Origin of the sequence: Pseudoalteromonas sp. EB27 (genome assembly GCF_001974875.1) — a bacterium.
Classification (GTDB): Bacteria; Pseudomonadota; Gammaproteobacteria; order Enterobacterales; family Alteromonadaceae; genus Pseudoalteromonas.
Map to the genome: position 1 here is coordinate 141,438 of NZ_MTQD01000013.1, position 26,217 is coordinate 167,654.

Annotated in this window: 18 protein-coding genes; 12 read left to right on the forward strand and 6 right to left on the reverse strand. The window is 39.4% G+C overall.

Annotated features, from left to right (window positions below; genetic code table 11):
• Positions 1 to 30: 30 nt before the first annotated feature.
• The 12 genes from prlC (at position 31) to BW142_RS15350 (ending at position 12,459) form a co-directional block, all read left to right on the forward strand.
• Positions 31 to 2,070, forward strand: coding sequence for an oligopeptidase A (gene prlC, locus BW142_RS15295; protein WP_076925403.1), 2,040 nt, complete (start codon positions 31 to 33; stop codon positions 2,068 to 2,070).
• Positions 2,071 to 2,209: 139 nt separating this feature from the next.
• Complete coding sequence (locus BW142_RS15300; protein ID WP_076925404.1) at positions 2,210 to 3,388, forward strand: response regulator; 1,179 nt, start codon at positions 2,210 to 2,212, stop codon at positions 3,386 to 3,388.
• A gap of 57 nt (positions 3,389 to 3,445) precedes the next feature.
• Positions 3,446 to 4,201: a class I SAM-dependent methyltransferase gene (locus BW142_RS15305; protein ID WP_024598033.1), complete on the forward strand. Its 756-nt coding sequence runs from the start codon at positions 3,446 to 3,448 to the stop codon at positions 4,199 to 4,201.
• A gap of 157 nt (positions 4,202 to 4,358) precedes the next feature.
• A complete protein-coding gene (gene trmJ / locus BW142_RS15310; protein WP_024589846.1) occupies positions 4,359 to 5,084 on the forward strand; it encodes a tRNA (cytosine(32)/uridine(32)-2'-O)-methyltransferase TrmJ in 726 nt (241 codons plus the stop codon).
• Between the two features lie 236 nt (positions 5,085 to 5,320).
• Positions 5,321 to 5,812, forward strand: coding sequence for a Fe-S cluster assembly transcriptional regulator IscR (iscR, locus tag BW142_RS15315; RefSeq protein ID WP_007586371.1), 492 nt, complete (start codon positions 5,321 to 5,323; stop codon positions 5,810 to 5,812).
• 24 nt (positions 5,813 to 5,836) lie between these two features.
• The gene (locus BW142_RS15320) at positions 5,837 to 7,054 is read left to right on the forward strand and encodes an IscS subfamily cysteine desulfurase (RefSeq protein ID WP_002958425.1); all 1,218 of its coding nucleotides are present in this window, start codon (positions 5,837 to 5,839) and stop codon (positions 7,052 to 7,054) included.
• Positions 7,055 to 7,095: 41 nt separating this feature from the next.
• On the forward strand, positions 7,096 to 7,479 hold the full coding sequence (gene iscU / locus BW142_RS15325; RefSeq protein ID WP_002958426.1) for a Fe-S cluster assembly scaffold IscU: 384 nt from the start codon (positions 7,096 to 7,098) through the stop codon (positions 7,477 to 7,479).
• A gap of 12 nt (positions 7,480 to 7,491) precedes the next feature.
• Entirely contained in the window at positions 7,492 to 7,815 is a 324-nt protein-coding gene (gene iscA, locus BW142_RS15330) for an iron-sulfur cluster assembly protein IscA (protein WP_007377674.1), read from the forward strand.
• 95 nt (positions 7,816 to 7,910) lie between these two features.
• Positions 7,911 to 8,438 (forward strand): co-chaperone HscB, encoded by a 528-nt coding sequence (gene hscB, locus BW142_RS15335; protein WP_024598032.1) that lies wholly within the window; start codon positions 7,911 to 7,913, stop codon positions 8,436 to 8,438.
• Positions 8,439 to 8,479: 41 nt separating this feature from the next.
• The gene (gene hscA / locus BW142_RS15340; protein ID WP_076925405.1) at positions 8,480 to 10,342 is read left to right on the forward strand and encodes a Fe-S protein assembly chaperone HscA; all 1,863 of its coding nucleotides are present in this window, start codon (positions 8,480 to 8,482) and stop codon (positions 10,340 to 10,342) included.
• Between the two features lie 11 nt (positions 10,343 to 10,353).
• Positions 10,354 to 10,692, forward strand: coding sequence for an ISC system 2Fe-2S type ferredoxin (gene fdx / locus BW142_RS15345; protein ID WP_002958430.1), 339 nt, complete (start codon positions 10,354 to 10,356; stop codon positions 10,690 to 10,692).
• Between the two features lie 339 nt (positions 10,693 to 11,031).
• Positions 11,032 to 12,459: an NAD-dependent succinate-semialdehyde dehydrogenase gene (locus BW142_RS15350; protein ID WP_076925406.1), complete on the forward strand. Its 1,428-nt coding sequence runs from the start codon at positions 11,032 to 11,034 to the stop codon at positions 12,457 to 12,459.
• A gap of 281 nt (positions 12,460 to 12,740) precedes the next feature.
• Here BW142_RS15350 and BW142_RS15355 read toward each other — a convergent pair whose 3' ends face one another.
• Genes BW142_RS15355 through BW142_RS15380 form a run of 6 tightly spaced genes read right to left on the reverse strand, consistent with a single transcriptional unit; the run spans position 12,741 to position 26,096 of the window.
• The gene (locus tag BW142_RS15355; RefSeq protein WP_076925407.1) at positions 12,741 to 14,402 is read right to left on the reverse strand and encodes an HD domain-containing phosphohydrolase; all 1,662 of its coding nucleotides are present in this window, start codon (positions 14,400 to 14,402) and stop codon (positions 12,741 to 12,743) included.
• Entirely contained in the window at positions 14,374 to 16,593 is a 2,220-nt protein-coding gene (locus BW142_RS15360) for an adenylate/guanylate cyclase domain-containing protein (RefSeq protein WP_076925408.1), read from the reverse strand. Before BW142_RS15360 ends, BW142_RS15355 begins: the two co-directional genes overlap by 29 nt.
• Before the next feature lie 20 nt (positions 16,594 to 16,613).
• Positions 16,614 to 17,447, reverse strand: a complete 834-nt coding sequence (locus BW142_RS15365; protein ID WP_076925409.1) for an MBL fold metallo-hydrolase — start codon at positions 17,445 to 17,447, stop codon at positions 16,614 to 16,616.
• 9 nt (positions 17,448 to 17,456) lie between these two features.
• The gene (locus tag BW142_RS15370; protein ID WP_076925410.1) at positions 17,457 to 23,597 is read right to left on the reverse strand and encodes an Ig-like domain-containing protein; all 6,141 of its coding nucleotides are present in this window, start codon (positions 23,595 to 23,597) and stop codon (positions 17,457 to 17,459) included.
• Between the two features lie 39 nt (positions 23,598 to 23,636).
• The gene (locus BW142_RS15375; protein ID WP_076925411.1) at positions 23,637 to 24,758 is read right to left on the reverse strand and encodes a FecR family protein; all 1,122 of its coding nucleotides are present in this window, start codon (positions 24,756 to 24,758) and stop codon (positions 23,637 to 23,639) included.
• Positions 24,759 to 24,770: 12 nt separating this feature from the next.
• Positions 24,771 to 26,096, reverse strand: a complete 1,326-nt coding sequence (locus BW142_RS15380; RefSeq protein ID WP_076925412.1) for a surface lipoprotein assembly modifier — start codon at positions 26,094 to 26,096, stop codon at positions 24,771 to 24,773.
• Between the last annotated feature and the right edge of the window lie 121 nt (positions 26,097 to 26,217).

Here is a 26,217-nt window from a genome sequence, read left to right on the forward strand (position 1 = left end):
ACCTAATGCATTAACGCAAAGAGAGTATTTATGAGCAACCCACTAATTGGCCTTGAAGGCTTACCACCATTTTCAAAAATAAAGCCTGAGTATGTAGTACCCGCACTAAAAGACGGTATTGAGCTTTGTCGTAAAGCCATTGATGACGTGTTAGCTAAAGGTTCGTACACGTGGGATGACTTAGTATTACCCCTTGAAGAAGCTGACGATAAATTATCGCGCATGTTTTCCCCTGTATCGCATTTAAATTCAGTAATGAATAACGACGAATTACGCGAAGCTTACGAGCAATGCTTACCGTTAATATCTGAATATTCAACATTTGTAGGTCAGCACCAAGGTTTATACAACGCGTATAATACGCTTTATAACAGCGACGAATTTAAAACGCTGACTACAGCACAGCAAAAAACAATTACTAATGCGCTGCGTGATTTTAAATTATCGGGTATTGCTTTAGCGCCAGAACAACAAAAACGCTATGGTGAAATAAGCGCACGTTTATCTGAGCTTGCCTCAAAATTTGGCAACAATGTAATGGATGCGACTTTAGCGTGGCACAAGCATATTACTGATGAGAGCGACTTAGCTGGCTTGCCAGAATCAGCTCTTGCACTTGCAGCCGATACCGCAAAAAGTAAAGAATTAGATGGCTGGTTATTTACACTCGATTTTCCATCATATTTACCAATAATGGCTTACGCAGATAACCGCGAACTACGCAGGGAAACCTACACTGCGTTTTCTACGCGCGCATCAGACCAAGGCCCTAACGCCGGTGAGTTTGATAACTCAGATATTATGAGCGAGGAGCTTGCGCTTCGCCATGAACTTGCACAGTTACTAGGATTCAACAATTACGCTGAAAAGTCACTGGCGACTAAAATGGCCGAAACACCAGAACAAGTATTTTCATTTTTAGAAGACCTAGCAGCTAAATCAAAACCACAAGCAGAGCAAGAAGTGGCCGAGCTAAAAGCGTATGCTAAGCAAAAGCATGGTATTTCTGAATTACAGGCATGGGATTTTGGTTACTACAGCGAAAAGCTTAAGCAAGAAAAGTATGCAATTTCAGACGAAGTGCTACGTCCTTACTTCCCTGCAAATAAAGTATTAAGTGGATTATTCGAAACCGTTAATCGCTTATTTGGTATTAGCGTAAAAGAAGTTACTGATTTTGATACTTATCATAAAGATGTACGCTTTTTTGAAATTGTAGATAGTAGCAATACGCTTCGTGGACGCTTTTATCTAGATTTATATGCACGCGACCACAAACGAGGTGGTGCGTGGATGGACGACTGTATGGGCCGTAAAGTGCGTGCTAACGGCGAACTACAAACTCCAGTGGCTTATTTAGTGTGTAACTTTAATAAGGCGGTTGGCGATAAACCGGCGCTGTTTACTCATGACGAAGTAACTACTTTATTTCATGAGTTTGGTCATGGTATTCACCACATGCTGACACAAGTTGATGCCGCGCCTGTTGCGGGTATTAATGGTGTTGCATGGGACGCGGTAGAGCTTCCTAGTCAGTTTTTAGAGAACTGGTGTTACGACGAAGAAGCCCTGAGCTTTATTTCAGGTCATTATGAAACGGGTGAGCCGTTACCTAAAGAGTTACTTGATAAGTTACTTGCTGCTAAAAACTATAACTCAGGCGTACAAATGCTACGTCAAATTGAGTTTTCGTTATTCGACTTTAAAATCCATAACGATTACAAAGTGGGTGAGCAATGCCAAATTCAAGCAGTACTAAACGATGTACGTAGCCGCACATCAATCGTTAAACCGCCTGAGTTTAACCGTTTTCAAAATGGTTTTAGTCATATTTTTGCCGGCGGTTATAGTGCAGGTTATTACTCGTATAAATGGGCTGAAGTACTTTCTGCTGATGCGTTTTCTAAATTTGAAGAAGAAGGTATTTTTAACGCCGAAACAGGGCAAGCCTTTATGCAAAACATTTTAGAAAAAGGCGGTAGCGAAGAGCCAATGGAATTATTTAAAAAGTTTCGTGGTCGTGAGCCAAATGTCGACGCGTTACTACGCCATAGCGGTATTGCTGTTTAAAAATTAATATTTAGCACAAACCAAATTAAAGCGCCTTAATGGCGCTTTTTTATTATTTTAAAATTATTATCTAATAATTTTTAGTAATTTCATCCTACCGTACTATGCTTTTAGCACACCTAATAAAATGGACTAAGGCATGGCAAAGTTGGTATTGGCAATTGATGACGACAAGTATGTTCATCATATAATTGAAGAGTCTTTAGCAGGGTTTTGTAAAATAATTCATGCAAAAGATGGCGATGAAGGATTAAGGCTAACCAATAAATACAACCCAGATATTATTTTACTCGATATTGAAATGCCAGGTATGTCAGGTTATGACGTATGTAAAACAATAAAGCAAAGTCAAAATACTCAAGATATTCCCGTTATGTTTCTCTCATCTAAAATAGAGCTAAGCGATCGGGTAAAAGGTTACAGCGTCGGCGCATCCGATTACATTACAAAACCTTTTAACGCAGAAGAGTTAATAGCGCGAATAAAGGTACTTTACGAATATAGGCAAAAATGCGCAAAACTTAAATTGGATATAGTAAAAGCGAATAAAACAGCTGAAATAGCAATGACAGAGTCGGGCGATATGGGGCGTATAATGCGCTACGTTGGACAAAGTTATCACGCTAATAACTTTCAATCGTTAAGCGAATACTTTTTTACTTTTTTTGCACCTTTAAATTTAGATGTTGTGGTTGTGTTTTGGTATCAAAGCAAAGGTATTTTTTACAGCCAGCAAAGTGGTGTTTGCCCGCTAGAGCAAGAACTGCTAGAGCAACATCGACATGCTCAACGATTTGTTGATATTGGTAGCAGTACTATTATTAATTATCCCAAAGTATCCCTTTTGATAAAAAATATGCCTGTTGATAACGATGCTTTGTACGGGCGCTACAAAGATCTTTTCCCGCATATATTAGAAGTGACCAACGAGAAGGTTGTTACCATGGAAAGAAGCGAAAGCAGTTATGAGCAGGCAGCTCAAATAAGTACAGCCCTTCAAGACATTGTTAAGCAGTTAACTACTCAAAATGTAGAGCAAAACAAAAGTACTAAAATATTTATAGAGCAGCTACATGAACTTGACTGCGCCATTAAGCTACAACAAACACAAGCAAATCCTGCGGATCTCACCTTATATATATCCCAACTGGATCAAACGATGCAGTTATTTGTATCGGCTAATAGTGATTTAGCCTTTATCAAATATCAGCTTAAACAGGTTGCCGAAAGCCGCAATGAACTTATATCTAATTTACGCACTAAAGCGGAAGCCGCAAAGGTTAATACTAATCATCATAGCGATATAGAGCTATTTTAGTGCTTTAAAGTAAAGCGGTTGATATACTACAGGCGTATTTTATCGTCGGAGTTTATTGTGGTTATTCAGTGTGCTTTTAAAGAGTTACGTCCTTATTTAAATGAATTAGAAACACGCTTTGGTTTAGCCCAATGGGCGCAAAATTGCAGTGGCTTTAGCTTACATTACGACGATAAAGGGTTAAGCCTATTTAAAACCGACGAGCCCAAACTAGGTGCAATTAACGTTGATTTTGTAACCGGTGCTGCCGCCCATAGGCGTAAGTTTGGCGGTGGTAAAGGGCAAGCAATTGCCAAAGCGGTTGGCTTAAATAAAGGTGCAACGCCTGTTGTACTCGATGCTACCGCAGGCCTTGGGCGAGATGGCTTCGTACTTGCCTCGCTAGGGTGCAAAGTTATATTACATGAACGTCACCCGGTTGTAGCTGCACTTTTATACGATGGCTTAAAGCGAGCCTATAGCGATATTGAAATTGGTTTGTGGATGAAAGAAAATATGAGCCTAATATTTGGTTCAAGCCATACCCTACTATCGCAATGTGAAAGCATGCCCGATGTGGTTTATTTAGATCCTATGTTCCCGCACCGCGAAAAATCAGCATTAGTTAAAAAAGAAATGCGTGTATTTCAAGAGCTTGTTGGTGCAGATACCGACGCTGACGATTTACTCGAATTCGCCTACCCACTCGCCAGTAAGCGCGTAGTAGTAAAACGCCCCGATTACGCCCCATTTTTAAATGACAAAACCCCAAGTATGCAAATTAAAACCAAAAAGAACCGTTTTGATGTCTATGTAAAAGCAGCAATGGTTTAAGCATCAAAACAAATCGGCGTTATATCCCGAGAACTGATCCATGTAAGAATTGTTATATTGGGCTAGATCTTAGGATCTAGCCTTTTGAATCTAGGATCTTATTGCACTTTCATGTTAGAATTTGCGCAATTTTTTGGCATAGCAAAGTAGCACAGTAATGATCTTAGATGATATTCGCATTGTTTTAGTTAACACGTCACATTCCGGCAATATTGGTTCGGCGGCTCGCGCCATGAAAACCATGGGTTTATCAAAACTTTATTTAGTTGATCCTGCTTGCGAAATAGACAGCCAAGCAAGTGCATTAGCTGCAGGCGCAACTGATGTTTTAGGCAATGCAGTCATTGTAGGTACTGTTGAAGAAGCTATCGCTGACTGTACATTAACGATTGGCACAAGTGCGCGTTCTCGTACGCTTTCGTGGCCAATGGTTGAACCACGTGAATGTGGTGAAAAACTCGTTGCTGAAGCCGTAAATGGCCCTGTAGCGCTAGTATTTGGTCGTGAAAACAGTGGTTTAACTAACGAAGAATTACAGCTTTGTAATTACCATGTATGTATTCCTGCTAATCCAGAATACAGCTCGCTTAATTTAGCAATGGCCGTACAAACACTTAGCTACGAAACGCGTATGGCATTTTTAAATCAACAACCTAAAAAAGTTGAAGAAGACGATGCTGTTTACCCAAGCTCAAAGCAAACAGAGCTGTTTTATGATCACCTTGAAGATACACTTTTCAAAACAGGTTTTATCATCAAACAACACCCTGGTTTAGTTATGACTAAATTACGCCGTTTGTTTAACCGAGCTCACCCTGAAGATGCCGAAATGAATATTTTACGCGGTATTCTCACCTCAATTAATAAGGCTATCCCTAAGTAACTTAGGTATAGCTATTAGTTATAAAAACCAATAGGTAAATAACTAGCTAATACTTGACTAAAATACTCAGGTAATTACAATAGCTGTAATACTTGACCAAAGAGGTCAAGTATTGAAAATTTGTTTACTCTACAATTTAAAAGTATGAGTTTCTAAATCAAATTTTTATCAAGTGATAATACTTGACTAATTTACTCTGGTAATTAAAATTTGCACTCTTTTGTGCAGGGGGCGTTATGAAGTTAACATCAAAAGGCAGATATGCCGTTACAGCTATGCTGGATGTTGCACTACACACAGGTGTAGGTCCTGTAGCCCTTGCTGATATTTCACAAAGACAAGAAATTTCTTTGTCTTACCTTGAACAATTATTTGCTCGTTTACGTAAAAATGGCCTAGTAAGTTCTGTTCGTGGACCTGGTGGTGGTTATTTACTAGGACGTGAAGCGAGCGTTATCTCTGTTGGCGATATTATTAGCGCCGTAGACGAATCGGTCGATGCAACACGTTGCCAAGGTGCCGATACCGGCTGTCAGAGTGGTATGCGCTGTTTAACACATAATTTGTGGTCAGACTTAAGCGCACGCATAGAAGAATTTTTGAATAATATTACCCTTGCTGAATTGGTGGAAAAATCAGATGTGAAAGAAATAGCATCGCGCCAAGATAACAGTATCAATAATGCAATTAAGCAGTTGGAAAACATTCAAGTAAGCTGTCAACTTTAAGGTTGACCTGCAGCGGAGAGAGAAATGAAGTTACCGATTTATTTAGATTACGCAGCGACCACGCCTGTTGACGAACGTGTTGCTAAAGAAATGATGCAATGCCTGACAATGGACGGTAAGTTTGGTAATCCTGCGTCACGCTCACACCGTTTTGGTTGGCAAGCAGAAGAAGCTGTTGACCAAGCGCGTACAGATATTGCTGATTTAATTAATGCAGACCCACGTGAAATTGTTTTCACATCGGGTGCAACAGAATCAAATAACCTTGCTATTAAAGGTGCAGCACAGTTTTACAAGAAAAAAGGTAAGCACGTTATTACCGCTAAAACTGAGCATAAAGCTGTAATCGACACATGTCGTGAGCTTGAGCGCCAAGGTTTTGAAGTAACTTACATGGACGTTGAAGAAAACGGCCTACTTGATTTACAAAAACTTGCCGACACAATGCGTGACGACACAGTACTTGTAAGCATCATGCACGTTAATAACGAGCTAGGTGTAATTCAAGATATCGCGACTATTGGCGAAATGTGTCGCGAACGTAAAATTATGTTCCACGTAGATGCAGCGCAAAGCGCGGGTAAAGTATTAATTGACGTGCAACAGCTTAAAGTTGATTTTATGTCGTTCTCTGCACATAAAGTGTATGGCCCTAAAGGTGTTGGCGCACTTTACGTTCGTCGTAAACCACGTGCTCGCCTTGAAGCGCAAATGCACGGTGGCGGACATGAACGTGGTATGCGTTCAGGTACACTAGCTACTCACCAATTAGTGGGTATGGGTACTGCGTTTAAAATCGCTAAGCAAGATTTCGAAAAAGATCACGCACACATCAGCGCCTTACGTAATCGTTTAATCGACGGCATTATGGCTGATATGGACGAAGTATACTTTAACGGCACACAAGACCAATCAGTACCTGGCATTGTAAATATCAGCTTTAACTTTGTTGAAGGTGAGTCGTTACTTATGGCAGTAAAAGACATTGCAGTATCGTCAGGTTCAGCCTGTACATCTGCAAGCTTAGAGCCTTCTTATGTATTACGTGCACTTGGCCGTAACGACGAATTAGCACATAGCTCAATTCGTTTTAGTATTGGTCGCTTTACTACCGAAGAAGAGATTGATTACACCGTCGAATTAATGAAAAACTCTATCGGTCGCCTACGTGAGATGTCTCCACTTTGGGAGATGCATCAAGAAGGTATTGATTTAGATTCAGTTGAATGGGCTCACCACTAATAGTGTGAGCACATACCCTAGCAGGTAATGAGGATAGAATAATGGCTTATAGTGATAAAGTAATCGACCACGTAGAAAACCCACGTAACGTAGGTACTCTAGATAAGAACGATCCGTCAGTGGCAACGGGTATGGTAGGCGCACCAGCATGTGGTGACGTAATGAAATTGCAAATCAAAGTATCTGCCACTGGCGTTATTGAAGATGCAAAATTCAAAACCTACGGTTGTGGTAGCGCAATTGCTTCATCTTCACTTGTAACAGAGTGGGTTAAAGGCAAAACGCTAGACGAAGCAGCGACAATCAAAAACACTGATATCAGTGCAGAGCTAGAATTACCACCAGTGAAAATTCACTGTTCAATTTTAGCCGAAGATGCAATTCAAGCAGCAATTGCAGACTACAAAAGCAAACAAGCGAAGTAAGAAGAGAAACTCATGGCAGTGACATTGACAGATGCGGCAGCAAACCGCGTACAATCATTTTTAGCAAACCGCGGTAAAGGTTTAGGCCTGCGCGTTGGCATTAAAACGACGGGCTGTTCAGGTCTTGCTTATGTACTTGAGTTTGTTGACGATTTAAATGAAGACGATGAAACTTTTGCGGCTAAAGGTGTTACATTAATTGTTGACGCTAAAAGCTTAGTTTACATCGACGGCACAGAGCTCGACTACACTAAAGAAGGCTTAAATGAAGGGTTTAAATTTAGAAACCCTAACCAAGCAGATGAGTGTGGTTGTGGCGAAAGCTTTACCGTTTAAGATTTAAATATCTTTGTAGTATAAATAAGCCCTGCCAGTTAATGTAGGGCTTTGTTATTTTTGAAATTAATTTCTGAATTTTATTGGTTGAAGTTATGCGCTATTTTGAGTTATTTGCAATACCAGTTGACTACAATATTGATTTAGTAACAGTTAACAAGCACTACTTGGAATTACAACGTACTGTACATCCAGATCGCCACGCTAATGCGAGCAGCCGCGATAAGTTAATGGCTGTGCAAAGCGCCGCCGAAATTAACGATGCGCTACAAATATTAAAGCACCCAGTAAAGCGTGCTGAATATATGTTGAGTGAGCTAGGCGTTGATATTCGTGCAGAGCAGCAAACCTTGCAAGATCCAATGTTTTTAATGCAGCAAATGGAACTTCGCGAAGAGCTTGAAGAGCTAACATCATCAAGCGATCCTGATACTGCGATTGCAAATTTTGAAAAACAAATTAAGCAACTAAACGCGCAGTACAGTGCACAACTTGCCGAGCAACTAGCGAGTAACGATGAGCAGCAATATCAACTTGCCGCAGATAATATTCGTAAACTGAAGTTTGTTTATAAGTTGCGTGACGAACTAGAGCGCATTGAAGACAGTTTATTTGACGATTAATTACTTGCTGCAAAGCGAGCAACACGAGTTTAAAGAGCATTATGGCATTATTGCAAATTGCTGAGCCGGGGCAGAGCGCGGCACCACACGAACATAAACTAGCTATTGGTATTGACCTTGGTACAACCAATTCATTAGTTGCAACAGTACAAAGTGGCGAAGCCCGCACGTTAACTGATGATCTTGGCGCGGCTATGTTACCGTCGGTTGTTCGTTATCAAGCAGGCGGTATTACTGTTGGCGCAGAGGCTGCACAAGCAGCAACGCAAGATCCTGCTAATACACTTATTTCGGTTAAGCGTTTTTTAGGCAAAACTCAGGCTGAAATAGAGCAAAGTTATGGCCAATTACCGTATGAGTTTTGTGAAGACAATGGTGCGCTAGCAATAGAAACTGCGGCTGGCAAAATCAGCCCAATTAAAGCATCAAGCCATATTTTAGCTGCATTAAGATCACGTGCTGAGCAAAGCTTTGGTAATCAAGAAATTTTAGGGGCTGTAATTACAGTGCCTGCGTACTTTGATGACGCGCAGCGCCAAAGTACTAAAGATGCCGCAGAACTTGCTGGTATTAACGTACTACGTTTATTAAATGAGCCAACAGCAGCAGCGGTTGCTTATGGTTTAGATTCTGGCCAAGAAGGTATTATTGCTGTTTACGACTTAGGCGGTGGTACATTTGATATATCAGTACTTAGATTACACCAGGGTGTGTTTGAAGTAATGGCCACTGGCGGCGACTCAAGCCTCGGTGGTGATGACTTTGACTCATTACTAGTTGATTACTTTAAGCAGCAAACGGGTGTCTCATCTTTATCACCTTCAGTTTTACGTTTATTCATCAATAAAGCAAAGGCCTGTAAAGAAGCACTAAGCCAATACGCCAAAGTAAACGTGGGTCTTGAGTTTGACGATCAAAAATACACAGTAGAAGTAACACGCGAAACGTTTGACGAAATGGCTATGCCTCTCGTTAAAAAAACACTGCGTTCGTGTCGTCGTGCTGTAAAAGATGCTGGCATAGAAAACGACGAAGTACTGCAAGTTATTATGGTGGGCGGTTCAACCCGTATGCCACTAGTACGTAGCCAAGTACAAAGCTTTTTTGATAAAGAGCCGCTAACTTCAATCGACCCTGATCGTGTTGTCGCTTTAGGTGCTGCGCTTCAGGCTGATGTGTTAATTGGCAATAAGCCTGATTCTGACATGTTATTACTTGATGTATTGCCGTTGTCGCTAGGCCTTGAAACTATGGGCGGTTTGGTTGAAAAAATCATTCCACGCAATACAACGATTCCGGTAGCACGCGCGCAAGAATTTACAACGTTCAAAGACGGCCAAACGGCAATGTCGTTGCATGTGCTGCAAGGTGAGCGTGAGCTTGTTGATGATTGTCGATCGCTTGCTAAATTTAGCTTAAAAGGTATTCCACCAATGGCGGCAGGCGCTGCGCATATTCGTGTGACCTTTAAGGTAGATGCAGATGGTTTATTAAGTGTATCTGCAATGGAAAAATCAACAGGCGTACAAGCTGAAATTCAAGTTAAGCCGTCGTTTGGTTTATCTGACGACCAAGTAGCTAACATGCTAAAAGAGTCAATGAGTAACGCGAAAGGCGATATGCAAGCGCGTATGCTCAAAGAGCAACAAGTAGAAGCACTGCGTGTAATAGAAGCGCTTAATGCATCACTTGCAGCTGATGGTGCATTGCTTGATGATATGCAACTAGCTAACTTACGCACTGAAATTGCAGAACTGGTAAAAGTGCGCGAAAATGCACAAGAGCCTGGCGAAATTAAAGCAGCTATCGAAAAAGTCGATAATGCGAGTAGCGACTTTGCATCGCGCAGAATGGATGCATCAATTAAAAAAGCCCTTACAGGGCAGTCAGTAGACAACATTTAAGAGAGATTAGAATGCCACAAATTGTTTTTCTTCCACATCCTGAATTATGTCCTGACGGCGCTGCAATCGAAGCACCTACAGGCCAAACAGTACTCGACGCTGCGCTTAAAAATGGTATTAGCATTGCGCATGCTTGTGAAAAGTCGTGTGCATGTACTACGTGTCATTTAGTGATTCGTGAAGGATTTGATTCACTTGAAGAAAGTGATGAGCTAGAAGATGACATGCTAGATAAAGCATGGGGCTTAGAGCCAGAGTCACGCCTTGGTTGCCAAGCAATTATAAGAGATGAGGACTTGGTGGTTGAAATACCTAAGTACAATCTCAATATCGTTAATGAAGAGCACTAGTTTTTAACGATGTATATATTAAAAGCCGCTGTTTGATACAGCGGCTTTTTTGTTTGTATGCGTTCATTTTTGTAAGTGAGGTTTTATATCTCGCTTTATTTTGCATTAAAGCTGCATTAAAACCAAATTACATGAGCGCGAAGTAAATTCGCACCTACAAGTTTGGTGTATGTATTGATGTAGGTGAGGTTTTATACCTCGCTATGTTGCATAAGCGCGAAATAAATTCGCACCTACAAGTTTGGCGTATGTGTTGATGTAGGTGAGGTTTTACACCTCGCTTGTTACTAAATTAACACGTACCTGTAATTTTTATACGTAGCCTTTAGGAGATCTATTTTGAATAATTTAACTTTCTCAGACTCATTTATTAACGGCGAATTTTATAAAACTGATACGCACTTTAGCGTTAACGATCCCGCGACCGAAGAAAGTATTGTTGATGTAAGCGATATTGACGAGCAGGGTGTAAATAGCGCAATAACTGCAGCTCAAGGGGCTTTTGTTAAGTTAAAAACTACGAATGCGACCGAGCGAAGCGAAACGTTAATGCGCTGGTATGAGCTAGTTATAAAGCACAAACAAACTCTTGCAGAGCTAATGACCAAAGAGCAAGGCAAGCCGCTCAAAGAATCGCTTGGCGAAATTGATTACGGTGCTGGTTTTATCAAATGGTTTGCAGAAGAAGCCAAGCGCAGTTACGGTGATGTAATTCCGCCAACAGATAACTCGCATCGTTTAACTAGTTTTAAGCAGCCTGTAGGTGTTGTGGCGGGTATAACGCCTTGGAACTTCCCTGTTGCTATGGTTACTCGTAAAGTAGCTCCAGCTTACGCTGCGGGCTGTAGTTTTATACTTAAACCTTCTGAACACACGCCACTATGTGCTATTGCACTTGCTTATCTGGCCGATCAAGCTGGTTTTGTTAAAGGTGCATTTAACGTACTCGTATCACAAGATGCTAAAACAGTCGGTAAAATGCTGACTGATTCAGAAGTCGTGCGTAAGTTTACATTTACCGGCTCTACCGGTGTAGGTAAGCAGTTACTATCGCAATGTGCAGACACAATTAAACGTACATCAATGGAGCTCGGTGGTAATGCGCCTTTTATTATTTTTGATAATGCAGATTTAGATGAAGCAGTTGAAGGATTAATGGCGGCTAAATTTAGAAATAGTGGGCAGGCATGTGTTGCTGCAAACCGTATTTTTATACAGCGTAATATTCTCGATAAAGTACTTTCAAAAATCACCCCTAAGGTTGCAGCGTTAAAAGTGGCAAATGGTTTTGAAGACGATGTCGATATTGGTCCACTCATTTATCCTAAAGCCAAAGAGAAAGTACAACAGTTAGTACAAGACGCACTCGATAAAGGCGCTACGCTGATTGGCGATAATAGTGACTTAGGTGGCAGCTTTCAAAACCCATTAATAGTAAATAACGTAACTACCGAGATGGATATTTACCACGAAGAAGTATTTGGTCCAGTATTAACGGTTATTCCTTTTGATGAAGAAAGCGAAGTGCTTGCCTTGGCTAACGATGTACCATTTGGTCTAGCAGCTTATTTTTACAGCCAAAACATCAAGCAAGTCTACCGAGTTAGTGAAGGGCTTGAATTTGGTATGGTCGGCGTAAATGAAGGTGTTATATCCAACCCAGTTGCACCATTTGGTGGCGTTAAGCAATCAGGTTTAGGCCGCGAAGGCGGGCATCAAGGGCTTGATGAATACCTAGAAGAAAAATACGTGTGTATAAAGATATAGCTGTTTTTTAGAAGCGAATTTAATTGCGTTTTAGTTTATTTCAGAAATATGGCAGAAAGATGAACTTTTTCTTTTACGGTTGCTACATAAAGCGCTTAATGCTACCTTTATGACCATATTTTTTGTTAATAAAACAACACTAAAAAACAAATAAAAAGTAAAAGGATTTCTATAAGTAGAAATAACCCCGTGTGTAAATGCCACCGTAAGGTGGCATTTTTTTGTTTGAATAGTTTTGTTTGCAATAAAGCTTTTTAGATGGAAATGCGCTTTTATAGTTATTAACTTATAGGTGTGTAGCCTGGTAAGTTATCTAAATCTATCTCATCTAACTGCTCAGGATTTGCATACTCATTGATGTAATTTTTATAAACTTGTGACTCAATAAAAATAGCAAAAATGTCAGCATCAAGATGGTTTTTAGCAACCATTGACCCCAAAATAAATAAACATTCACTGACCGGTTTTGCTTTTTTGTAAGGCCTGTCTACCGCAGACAGCGCTTCAAAAATATCCGTAATAGCCATTAACCTTGCAGGCACCGACATTTGCTCTTTGGTTAAACCTCTAGGGTAACCAGTACCGTCAAGTTTTTCATGATGACCTAAAGCATATTCAGTAACATTGCTTAAGTGTTTAGGGAACGGTAGGGCATCTAAAATATTTTTAGTTACATCCATATGACGCTTCATTACTTCACGTTCGGCTTCCGTTAACGTGCCTCTTCGTATTGTTAAGTTTTCAACTTCATCAGCTGAGAGCAATGGTGTATTAATATCATTTATAACGAGTTGGTATTTGTTTGCAATGCGTTCAATGTGCTCAAGTTCTGCATCACCTAAAAACTCGCCTCCTACATTCACACGCTGTAATAATGCACGGTCTAATGCCAACTGTTTAAGTTCGGTATCAAGTAGTCGTTCAAATTGTTGAACTTCGATAGGTTTTTGCAGCTTCATCGCACAGATGATTTTTTGCTGATACGCTATTTTTAAATCTCGGCTAATTATTTCAAATTTAGCATCTACATATTTTATTCGATCAAAAATAGTTTCTAGTTTTGTCGACTTTTCCATAATGTGATCGGGAGTCGCGATTTTCCCACAGTCATGTAACCAGCCTGCTATATCAAGTTCATGGCGGTCAGCTTCACTCATCGAAAATGAAGCCAATGGGCCTTTATCTATATCATGGACTGCATCAGCTAACATTAATGTGAGCGCTGGCACTCTTTTACAATGGCCGCCGGTATGAGGTGATTTTTCATCTATTGCCATTGCAATTGTTTCAGCAAAGGTTGAAAAAAGATCTTCCATTCCCTTAATCAGTGTTGAGTTAGTTAATGAAATAGCGCCTAGAGAGGCAAAAGATCGAATTAAAGTGGCGAGTTCTTCACTAAAAGGAATATTTTTATTTTGCTCGTCTTTAACATTTATAAGCTGAATGACACCAATGATATCATCTTCATGATCTTTCAAGGGAATTGTTAGCATGGACTCAGAGCGATAACCCGTGCGTGCATCCATTTTGCGAGCTGCGCTCATATCAAAGGGCAGGGCATCATACACGTCAGGAATATTAATCACTTCGCCAGAGTTTGCGGAGTGAGCAACAATAGCTGTTTCATTTGGTTTGCCATCAATAAAAAGATCTATATTAGGAAAATCTACAGGGCTCCCTAAAGTGCCACCTAAATAAAGATTTAATGACTTATTTATTACCGTTTCAAACTTGAGTTGTTTGTTTGGGGTAATCGAGTAAATGCTGCCAGCATCAGAATTTGCTATCGACATCACAACTTGCAGTATTTCATCAAGTAACTTAGACGAATTTTTTTCTGTTGTTAGCCTAATGCTAATATCGATAAAATGCTGAAGATTTGTTTTATCTATAATGTGCTGTCGCATATGTTTACTACTTTTTAGTATGTTTGAAGGCACCATTCCAATCCTTAGCGAGTGTTTGCAAATCAGTGCCCTTAATACGTTCGATAAAAATACCATAAACGTCAGAGCTAAATACGGTCGTGCTTTGTAGTTCTTTAAATAAGCTAAGTGCTTGTGGCCATTTTTTATTATAAAAAAGAGTTATGGCTTGCTGTGATTTTTCAACTTCATTTAACTGCTCTTCATCGAGCTTATCTGTAAAGTTTATAGGCTCAAACAACTGTACAGCCGTTGTTTTTCCGACAACTTGCACTTTATCTATTAAACGAAATGAAATATGGGGGCATTCCTTCATCGTTTCTTCTGTAACAAGAATAGCTACGCCATAAAATTTGGTCAAGCTTTCTACTCTAGCACCTAAATTAACAGTATCACCAAGAACTGTATAGGCTTTACGGTAAACCGAACCCATATCACCTACATTCATATCGCCAGTACTTAAACCGATACCAATTTTTATTGCAGGCTGATTGTTTTCTGCAAATAACTGATTTATTTGCGTTAACCCGTTAATCATACCCATTGCGGCTTCAACACCATGGCGAGCGTGGTTTTCATCTTTTAGCGGGGCATTCCAAAATGCCATCACCATATCGCCTACGTACTTATCAATAGTTCCGTTATGATCAAATATGATTTTGGTAATAGCTGTAAGATATTCGTTTAGGTAGTCGCTTAATTGATGAGGTGACATACTTTCGGATAAAGAAGTGAAGCTACGGATGTCGGCAAATAGCACCGTCATATTTTTTCGCTCACTTTTTTGAGATAAACTTTTACCTTGTAATATCATCTGATCTATACGCTCAGGAGGTACATATTGGTCAAACATCGATTTTATTTTTCGGCTATGTTTCATTTCAGCGATAGATCCAACAATGATGTAGTAACCCGCTAATATAATGATAAGTAAAAGAGGCATTAATAAAGGTAAACTAATTTTTTGTACTGACCATAAATACACGTTTGAAAATATAACGACACTTGTGACTGTAAGAGACAAAATTATAATAAAACGTGCGCTCTTACCGTGGCTAAAAAACGACAGTACGCTACCCGTCAATGCAATGATGAGTAAACTTGCTCCCAGTGACCAATTAGGTTTAGATGGCAGTAGCTCTGGGTGCATTAACCCTTCAAATATATTGGCATGAACCTCCACACCGGGATACTGTAAACCAACAGGTGTTGATCTTAAATCAGCGAGTCCAATTGCCGATGTACCAATAAACGCTACAGTGCCTTCTAATTCCTCTAAACCAATCTTTTTGGTCAAAATATCGGTAGCCGAATAATAAGGGAAGCTATGTGCACGCCCTTTGTAAGGAATTAATATTTGCCCATATTCATCAGTTTGAATCCACTTATCTTGAAACTTTATACCTTCGAATAACGTTATACCATCTAATATATTGGAACGAGTTTCTATGTTTTCAGCAAGGGTATAAAGTCGAGCAACTTCAAGTGCTAAAGAAGGGTAGAGCTTATTGCCAACTCGATTTATAAGAGCTGCTTTACGTATAAAGCCATCTTCATCGCTATGTGCATTGATAAAACCGGTGCCCGTTGTAGCATTTTGTAACTGAGGAATATTTACAATAGCACCAGGGAACTGGTTTATTTGTGAATTAGTATGATCTGCATTTGCCCATACAACACTGCTTTTAGCTGGCAAGTTTTGATTAGTGAGTTGTTCATCAATTAATAAAAAACCAAGAACAGTATCATTTTTAGATAATGCGCTTGCTAGTTTTGTGTCTGCATCTACCTGTTTAGTAATTTCAGCAAAGGGAATAGTGTACTTTTTTGATAAATCTGGAATTTTAGACATAATTTTTGTAACAGGATTTTCTTCCGGCTCAGAAAAAAATATATCGAATGCAATAACAATAACACCTGCATCAGTAAGCTTTGTAACAAGGTCAGCTACTTTTGAGCGACTCCAAGGAAAGCGTCCTTGTTCTTGCATGCTCCTTTCGTCGATATCAATTATTACAACGGTTTCATCAATACGCCTAGGCGTCTCTGAAAGTGTTAGTAACAACCGAGAGTCGTATATTATACCTTCTACGCGATTAACTAACTTTGCAAGCGACCCAGTTGAAAATAGCTCTATTGATGCAATTAATAATGTAATAACAGCGCCAATGAAAAAGTGCTTTGAAGTAATTGGTTTTAAGGAGCTAATGAGTAACGCTCCTTGATAGACTAAAAATCAAAAACTCGTCCTTCTCGGCCGCACTCTATTTTTACCTGTTGAGCGTACTGCGTGTGTAAATATTTTTCTATAGCCAATAACTGTTCATCGGTTCTTGATGGATCGTGGCTAATAATAACCACATTTTTAATACTCGCTTTTATAGCAAGCTCAGCCACCTGATCTATGGTGCTATGCCCCCAACCATGTTTAAGAGGCAAGTCTGCATCTATAAATTGAGCATCATGAATTAGTAAATCAGCGCCTTCAATAAAATTGACCCATTCGCTAATACTTGTGTTTGCTTTTTCTGGCGGATTTAGCTCATTGTCGGTAACGTAAGCCACCTTTTTTTCATCTGCTTTAATACAATAAGCAGTACCACCGCCAGGGTGATTTAGTGGAGCAGTCGAAACCAAAAAACCATTAAGTGTAAATTGCTTTTGAGACGATAAATCAGTACTAAGCGTAATGTTGGCAGGTAAATCCTGATAACACACCGGAAAATACGAACCACTCATTTGCTTTAATATGGCATCTTGGCTTTTTTTATCATCAACGTTGCCAGCTACAATGGTTATATTGCGGTTGGGTTGGTAGATTGGTTTAAAAAAAGGAAACCCTTGAATATGGTCCCAATGGTTATGCGTTAGCAAAATATTGATAGGGCTTTGTGTTTCTAGTAAACGTGTACCGAGTTCTACAATACCGGTACCAGAGTCTAAAATAAGATCTTTACCGTTACTTTGTTCAATGTACACACATGAGGTATTTCCTCCAAAAATGTGTGTATTACTTCCTGCTGAAGCCATTGAGCCTCTAACACCAAAAAATTCAACTTTCATAATTTAAGGCTAAGCTCCATCTTCTACAAAATTGAATTTAGAAATACTAACATTGTTAGAGTTAGTGTCATTACAGGTGCTGCTTACAACAACTTGGGTGTCATTTTGTAAGATGATTGAAGTAAATACATGTGTACTGGTACATTGGCTTGCTTCATAAAATCCGGCACCACTGGCTCCAAACGTATTATCTAAAGTACCGTCAGTTAAAATACGCGCTAACATTCCTTTATTGTTAGCCATGCCGGCTAAAATAAGTTGATTGCTACTATCGAGCGCTGCACTACTTAGCTCAGTGTTACCGCTTGACGCCAAGGTATATTCACCGACACCATTTAAAGCAAAGCTAGTATCAAGCGCACCCGTAACAAGCAACCTAATAACATTGGCTTTATTTGGCGAATCAATAAGGTTTGCTATTAAATATAACTTCCCGGTTGTGTCAGTTAAAATCTGCGCTATTTTATTGTCGGTATCTGTGGTTTCTTCACCTACATATTTAAAGACCTCAGTACCGTTTGAGCTTAGCTTCAATGCAATTAGCTTTGAAGTGCCACTTAATACTGATTTACCACCAATGAAAATATCTGCATTGTCGGTATGTACGCGGTTATAGTACTCAAAGGCTGAGCCTATGATACTTCCGCCAGTGCCAAAGTTAGGCTCGAGGGTGCCTTCTGGCGTTAACATTATAACGATTGGGCTAGGAGTACCGCTTGTTACGATTGATCCAACAGAAATAATGTTACCGCTATTATCAAGTGCAATATCTGTCAGGTTTACCAATTCTGCGCCACTTACAGAGCTTGTGTATACCCCGTCTGTTGCAAATGATGTGTCTAAATTACCAGACTGATCAACTTTAACTACAAAACCCGCTTCACCATTTTCACTATTTTTAGAGCCTGCAATAACTAATTTACCGTCGCTTTGCTCGGTTAAAGCGATGCGTGAGTTACTCAAACCTATGGCAATTTCTTTATGGCCACTTTCGCTAAAGCCAGTATCGATATCACCCGCACTCGTAAAGCGTGTTAATACTAACTTAGTAGTTGAGCCCGATTTAGCAGTTGATGCAAGAATATATTTCCCAGCATCAGGGCCATTGCTAAGCTGTAAAACGTGCATTGATTCATCGTCAGATTCTGCGCTTATAGTATCAAAAGCAAGATAACCAACGTCTGCAAAGTTGGTAAATAATGTGGCTTGCTCGTCAACTGCAGCAACAAATGGTTTGGTGGTTGAGTCGTCAACAACACCCGATATCCATACAGTATCATTAGCATCTATAGTTGCTGATTTTGCAAATTGTTTTCCATTGATATCTGAAATGATATTAATACCTGATGCACCATAAGTACTATCAAGTGAGCCGTCTGAAGTTAAAATACGGGCAGAAAATAACTTTTCGTTAGCTGAAACACCGGTAGTGCCAGATAAAGTAATTCCATTTTTAATTGGCTCGTATTTTACGCCTGTTACGTTCGCGCCACCATTACCTGCACCACCGTTACCATCAATATCGTAAATAGCAGTACCTGCATCACCAAAACTCGTTATAAGAGTACCCGTTTTATCAATAGCCAAAACCACGGCTTCTTTTTCACCACTGTTACGAGTTATGTAACCACCTGCAAAAGCTGTAAAGTCGGTGTTTTTAGCACCGCCAATTGCAAATAATTCGTCATCTTTATTATTCTCAGACAAGTCGAACGATAATGCTGCGCTACCATTAAAACTTCCGTTGTTTTCACCATCAGAAATTAAATAACGAATAAGTACGTCTTTATCGCCAGTTGCACTTGTTACACTGCCGGCAACCATAAGGTCAGAGCTATTAAAGTTTTTAATAGCAAACGCTTCGTCATCTCTATTAGCGCCGCTCACATCGACTATTTTAGGGCTTCCGGCTTCATAAGCGAGTGTAGATATATCGTATTTTATCCATAAGCTATCGTCGTCGTTACCATTAAATGACTTACCAACAGCTTGAATTTTATTGTCGCTAAACTCAAGGTCATTAATAACGAGAGTGCTTGCTAATGCGGTACAGTGAATACCTGAATTATTATCTCCAGAGTTATTACTTAATACGCCAGCGGTATTCATTTTCAACAAACATGCTTCGGTATTTGTGCCATCAAAACTAGTGTAAGCAACAAAGAGGCTTGTACCATCAGAGATAATAGCAGTTGCTTCTTCATCATTTTCTAAATCTAATACTTTAACGCCATCACTGTTAAATGCTGTATTTATTACACCACTCGTTGTATAGGATGCAATAACAATATCTTTGTCGCTGTTATTACTAAAACCTACAAAGTAAAGGTTATTATTTAGCTCAATACTGTCATTAAATTTACCACTTGAAAAAACACCCGAAAGCTCAAGTTCACCTGTTATAGGACGACCAAATGTTTCATCTTCAACAGGAACTAGAGGCTCCGCATCATCAGTGACATCAATTATTATATTAATAGTAGTTGTTTCGTTAGGCGTACCGTCGTCAGTAATAGCTAGGCTCAATATGTACTGAGGAGTTGTTTCAAAATCAAACGGGCTTTCACCTTTTACAGTTAATAAGCCAGAATCATTATTTATTTCGAATATGGGAGCACCACTGAGTAGGGTGTAACTTAAATTTTGGTTCTCAATGTCTGAGGCACTAACAGTCCCAATAGTGTCACCATCGGTTGCGTTTTCGCTAATATTAAAACCTTGGTTTGACGCAACTGGAGCATCGTTAATAGGAGTAATCGTAATTGATAAACTACCAGTACCTGTAGCGTTATTCCCATCATTTACAGTATAACTGACAACAACAATACCGTTGTTATTTGCAGCCGGTGTGTACTGTAGTTTGTTATCGACAACGAATACTGAACCGCTATCGACTGACGCTGCTGTTATGCTTAGGCTATCACTATCAGCGTCTGTATCATTAATCAGCACATCAATGAGTAGCGGCGCAGCATCTTCATCCATAGTCGCGGTGTCGGCATTTGCAATGGGTTCATCGTTTACGGGAGTAATAGTAATAGATAGTGTTGCTGTACTGGCACCACCGTTGCTATCAATTGCCGTATAAACAACAGTTGCGAGTCCATTTACATTGGCTGCCGGTGTATATTGAATTTGATTGCCAACTACTGAGACCGAACCAGTATCTGCCGAGGCTGCACTGATAGTGAGGCTATCGGCATCCACGTCTGAGTCATTTGCCAATACGTTTATTAGTATCGGCGCTGCATCTTCAGCCATGGTAGCCAAGTCTGCGTTTGCAACTGGGGCATCGTTTACGGGAGTAATAGTAATAGTTAATGTTGTTGTACTTGAACCACCGCTGCTATCACTTACGGTATAAGTAACCGTTGCTAAACCGTTGCTGTTAGTCTCAGGAGTGTATTGAATTTGATTGCTTATCACTGAGACCGAGCCAGTATCTGCCGAGACAGCGCTGATCATGAGGCTATCACCATCCACGTCAGAGTCATTTGCTAATACGTTTATTAGTATTGGCGCAGCATCTTCATCCATTGTAGTTGAGTCAGCGTTTGCAATTGGAGTATCATTTATTGGTAGTATAGTAATTGTTAAGTTAGTCGTTGCAGTACCGCCGCTACCATCACTTATTGTGTAACTAATAATTGCAGTTCCATTTGTATTAGCAACAGGCGTGTATTGGATTTTATTATCAACAATAGATGCAGAACCTATATCTGCAGTAGCAGCTGTTATTGCAAGAATATCGCCATCAATATCGGAGTCGTTAGTTAATACGTTAACTAATACCGCAGGGGCATCTTCGTTCATCGTTACTGAATCAGCATTTGCAATAGGGGCATCATTAACGGGTGTGACTGTAATAGTCACACTAGCTGTTCTGTCGTTTATACCTTCATTACCAGCGCTATAGCCATCAGTAATGGTGTAAGTTAGTACTATCTCACCTGAAAAGTTGGCTGGTGGAGTAAACTCTATTTTTCCGGCAACAATAGTCGCCTCTCCAACAACATTTTCTACATTAGAAATAGAAATTGTATCGCCATCTTCATCTGTATCGTTAGCTAGCACATCTAATAGAGATGCAGAGCTGTCTTCATCTAACGTATATTGATCGTCATTGGCTTCTGGAAAAGTATTAACACCGCTTTCACTTAACGTTACTTGGGCTGTTGCGGTTAAGCCTTGCTCATTTGAAATTGAATAAGTAAAGCTATCTACACCAATAAAACCTAAGTCTGGCTGGTAAGTAAACGAGCCATCAACTTTTAATGTAAGCTCGCCATTTTGAGTCGTATTAATTGCTGTCGTATTAACTGATAAATCGCCAGCTTCAATATTAAAATCGTTAACTAGTAGGCCATTTTGCGTAGTTACTTCAAATAGTTTATTTTTACCAAATTGATAGGCATCATTTTGTGCGACAGGGTTATCAGGTTCACTGTTTATTATTAAAGTTACTGTCGCTGTAGAAGTCGCTCCTAAAGAGTCGATAGCTTGATATTGAAATTGATCAACACCATTAAAATTAGCATCTGGTATATAACTAAAACTGCCATCAATTGCTAATAATAGTTGGCCATGTGTTGGTGCTACAATAAATGTTTCATCAACTGAAAAACTGTCATTATTTGGGTCAGTATCGTTACTAAGCACACCATTGGCTGCTGTAACCACAAGTGTTTCATCTTCGCTTAAACTATAGCTATCATTTTTTGTTACAGGGGCTACGTTAGTGTTTGAACTTACAATGGTTACATTAGCAATAGCCTGAGCACCTTGTGCATCAACAACTCTATACTGAAAGCTGTCTTCACCTTGCATGTTTTGCTCGCCTTGGTATTCAAAGCCACCATTATCAAAAAGAGTTAATTGCCCTCTTGTCGGTTCGCTAACAGGCGTTGTATCAACAGTTAAGTTATCTAAGTCTATATCGCTATCGTTAATAAGTAAGCCAGGCGATAGGACAACTAAGGCTCCATTGTTTGTAATGTTATAAGTATTATCAAGCGCAATAGGGGCGTCATTAACAGCTAAAATAGTTATCTCTACAACTGCGGTGTCTGTCATGCCTAGCTCGTTAGCAACTTGATAGCTAAAGGCATCTTCACCATTAAAGTTTACAATAGGGATATAAGTAAAATCACCATTTTCATCTATATTAAGAGTGCCATGCTGCGGTAGAATTAATGCATCAGCATTTACACGTAAATCGCCACTGTATTGATTCGTATCATTTGTTAATACGTTGCCTTGTAGAGTTTGATCTTCATTTATCTGAAACTGATCGGCATTAGCTTCTGGCGCAAATGCAAGCTCTCCACCCACTGGTGCTATGTTTATTGTATTAGCAAAGCCACTTTCACCACTGCCATCAACACCGGTAATAAGTACTTGATAACTTTTATCTGTCAATGACTCGGTAATGTTTAATGTAGTATCTTGAATACTTAAAAATTGTTGCCCGTTTTCTAATTCATTAATATTAGTAGATGAGACACCCGCTTGAGTTGCAATATAAACATTATAACGATTAAGTTCGGGGTTAGCTTGCCACGAAATACTAATATTATCTTCGTCTCGCTGAGCTGTAACCCCTTCAATTTGATATGGTTGCCAGTTAAAAGTAATTGCATCAGCAAGGACTTGGTTATCTAAAGTGTCAGTTATCCATATTTCTAGGCGTATTTCACCTGAAGTTACGCCATAAAGCGCAGGGCTGAGGCCTATAATTGATTTTTCGTAGTCAAAGCCACAATCAGAAGAACAAAGTGATATGCTTTTATTGACACTAGGAAGCACCAAATTAACTTCAGCAATGCCATCAGCATCCGAAGCTTCAAGTAAAAAAGAAACATTGCCTTGCACTGTTTCGTTTATTTGTGAAAAAACAATATCAGCGCGTGTATTGGCTATGCTTGAGCCAACAACTCCTCTACTTGAAGTGACAGCTCCTAAAACTTTTGTATTTTGGGTTTGAGTACTTGCTATAATGCCAGCCAAATTTATATAGCTTGTAACAGTTGACGGTGTTATTTCCGCGCTAGGTGACTGTATAACCTCTTGAGCAGGGCTTTCTTCTGAGCCTCCACAAGCACTTAACAAAAACACCATAGAACCAAGCAAAAATATATTTTTTGCTGTCATTTTAAATACTCCATAATAAAAGCTTTGTATCCAATGTGTTTATGGTTCTAATTTAAAAGAACCGCTAGCATTTACATCCGGATTATTTATTTCGTTAAGATTAAAGTTGCCAGTAATATTGTCTAAGTCATTCAAAAATATTGCATCAACATCGCCCTCGGCTTTATTGTTGCCATGGGATGCAAATGTAACGGCTAGGTCAAGTTCGCTTAAATTTATTAAACCGCTGTAAGCCGCATACCAATTTCCGCCGGCGTCATTAAAACTAATTTCGCCATCAGGTACCGTACCATTATCAAAATCAACAGCCATAGTCATAGCAAAGTCAGTAACAGCACCCACACTCGAATTTACATTAAAGCTTGATACTTCATAGTTAAATACACCTTGGCGCTGAGCTATTTGATCGACTAAAGATGCGCTGCTAACTGTTTGAAATTGTTGTTCAGAATATATATCCATAGTATCTGTATCTGCTTCAAAAGCATTTACTTCAACTTCAGTTACAGATGCTTGTTCAGTCTCTTCTTCGTTGTCATCTTTAGGGTCGATCGTTACTATATTTTGATCAAACACACGTGCCGCACGCGTCGTTTTTAATACTTCACCAGAGGCTGTAATTTGTGCAAACGAAAATGCCTCGTTATCACCCAAAGAAACTACGCTACTATTTTCTAAAGTTAAATCTATTGCGCCATCCCATACAGCTAAAAACACATTGCCTTCAACGAGCTGAACTTCAAAATGTGTTCCACGTATACCAATAGAGCCAACGGGGGTTTTTACATTATAAGAGCCGCCATTTTTTTTAATCACACCCGAAATAGAGCGTAAACCACCTTTAAGTAACTCAATAGAAGCAGAACCTTGTTGGGTATTATCATCAAATTCGTAGTTAGCAATATTTAGTTCTGAATTTTCTTTTAAAGCGATTAAACCACCATCCGACATTGAAAATTGCGCTTTGCTTTTCTCTCCAGTCGTAATGCGATCTACACCAAAAACGGTATCTCTGCGCTGCAACTGCCGTTGTTGTTCAGAGCTTCCATCAACCGCTAGTACAGAGCCTCGCGCTAAAATAGTTTTACCAGCAGGATCATTCGCTTGTGTATAAAAACTTACACACAGTAAAGTGGTAATTACAGGGAGTAAATGTTTCATAAATACCTTAAATTAAAATGAGTAAGAAGCGCTTAAATTGATATCTAAACGGTCATATTCGAATAAAGAAATATTACTGGATTTATCTTGATAGTTGGCAGCCAACTGTATTGCTAAATCACGATTAACTAAGTAGCGAACAGAAGTTGAGAACATAAGAAGGTTATCGGCACGTTCTTGTAAAAATAAAGGGTGATCATCTTTATAATTAATCCATTGGTATCCAGCAAGAGACAACAACTGCCAATGTTGAGCTAGTTGAGTGTTTGCTTGGTAGTACAAGCTAGTAATATTTCGGCTATTAAATTCACCTTCAGTAATATCGGCTTCTTCATTTTTAGCGTTAACACTTAAACTTTGAAACCATTGCTTAGTTGCATAGCTAGCTCCTGCGTTTATTGCATAAAACGAATTATTGAGCTTTTCATCAAATCTATTGTTTAAAACCCCCGCAGTCGCAGAGCTAAATAAATTAACTTGTTTATTCAACTTATAACTAGCACCTGCTGTTAAAGCGGATTCAGTACGATAAAGATCGCCATCAAGCATCAATGGAGTCGTCGATACTTGTGCAAACCAACTTATGTCATTTTGTTTATATTGATAGGCAGCATTAATATGCGCATTTATACGATCGTATTGGCTGAGTTCTGCAAACTTGTACCACCCGGTATTAACGCTCAAAGTGATTAAACTTTTTTGATCTATGGGGTGAGAGTACTTTCCTCTGTAATTTAGTCGCGCATAGTTGTCTTGCGTACTTTTACTTTCTGACGATAATAAAAATTCACCAATATTAGGAATTATAATCGTATTTTCTGCCGTACCCGCATTTACGTTGCCATCAACGCCAAGTGCAAGCTCAATATTTTGCTTATAAGAACGCCCAGCTTCTTGCTTTTTAAGTGTGGTTGTATCAAGTAACGACTGTGCCGAAGATTTTATGTTATTAGGTGTGTTAGGTGAGTTAATCAGTATTAAAGCTTGAGTATCGGCAGCAGGTAAATTATTAACGGTTAAATAAGCGCGAACTAAGTACAAGCGAGCTTCATACCATCTAGGATTATTTTCAACCACGCGTTCAAAGGCAAATACAGCTGGCGCCGCATGCCCTGTTTTAAGTGCACTGACCCCTAATAAAAAGTCGTATACGGGTTCGCCCAGGTACTGGTATTCGCTATTACTTTTTTGATAAGCCTGAGTGTATTTCTTTTCAGAAACTAATTTTTGCAGTTCAATCAATAGATTATCATATTCATCATTGCTTTGAGCCAATGAGTTAAAGCTCATTACTGCTAAATAACTACACAGTAAATCTCTTAAAACCTGTTTAATCATGCTTAATTTTATATCCCAGTAGAAGTTTGATGTTTTGTATAAAAAGAGGTGTATGTACTAGAAATTTAGCACTTTTTGTACTTAAGTACAGCCAATGTAATCACATTGGTTAAATAAATGT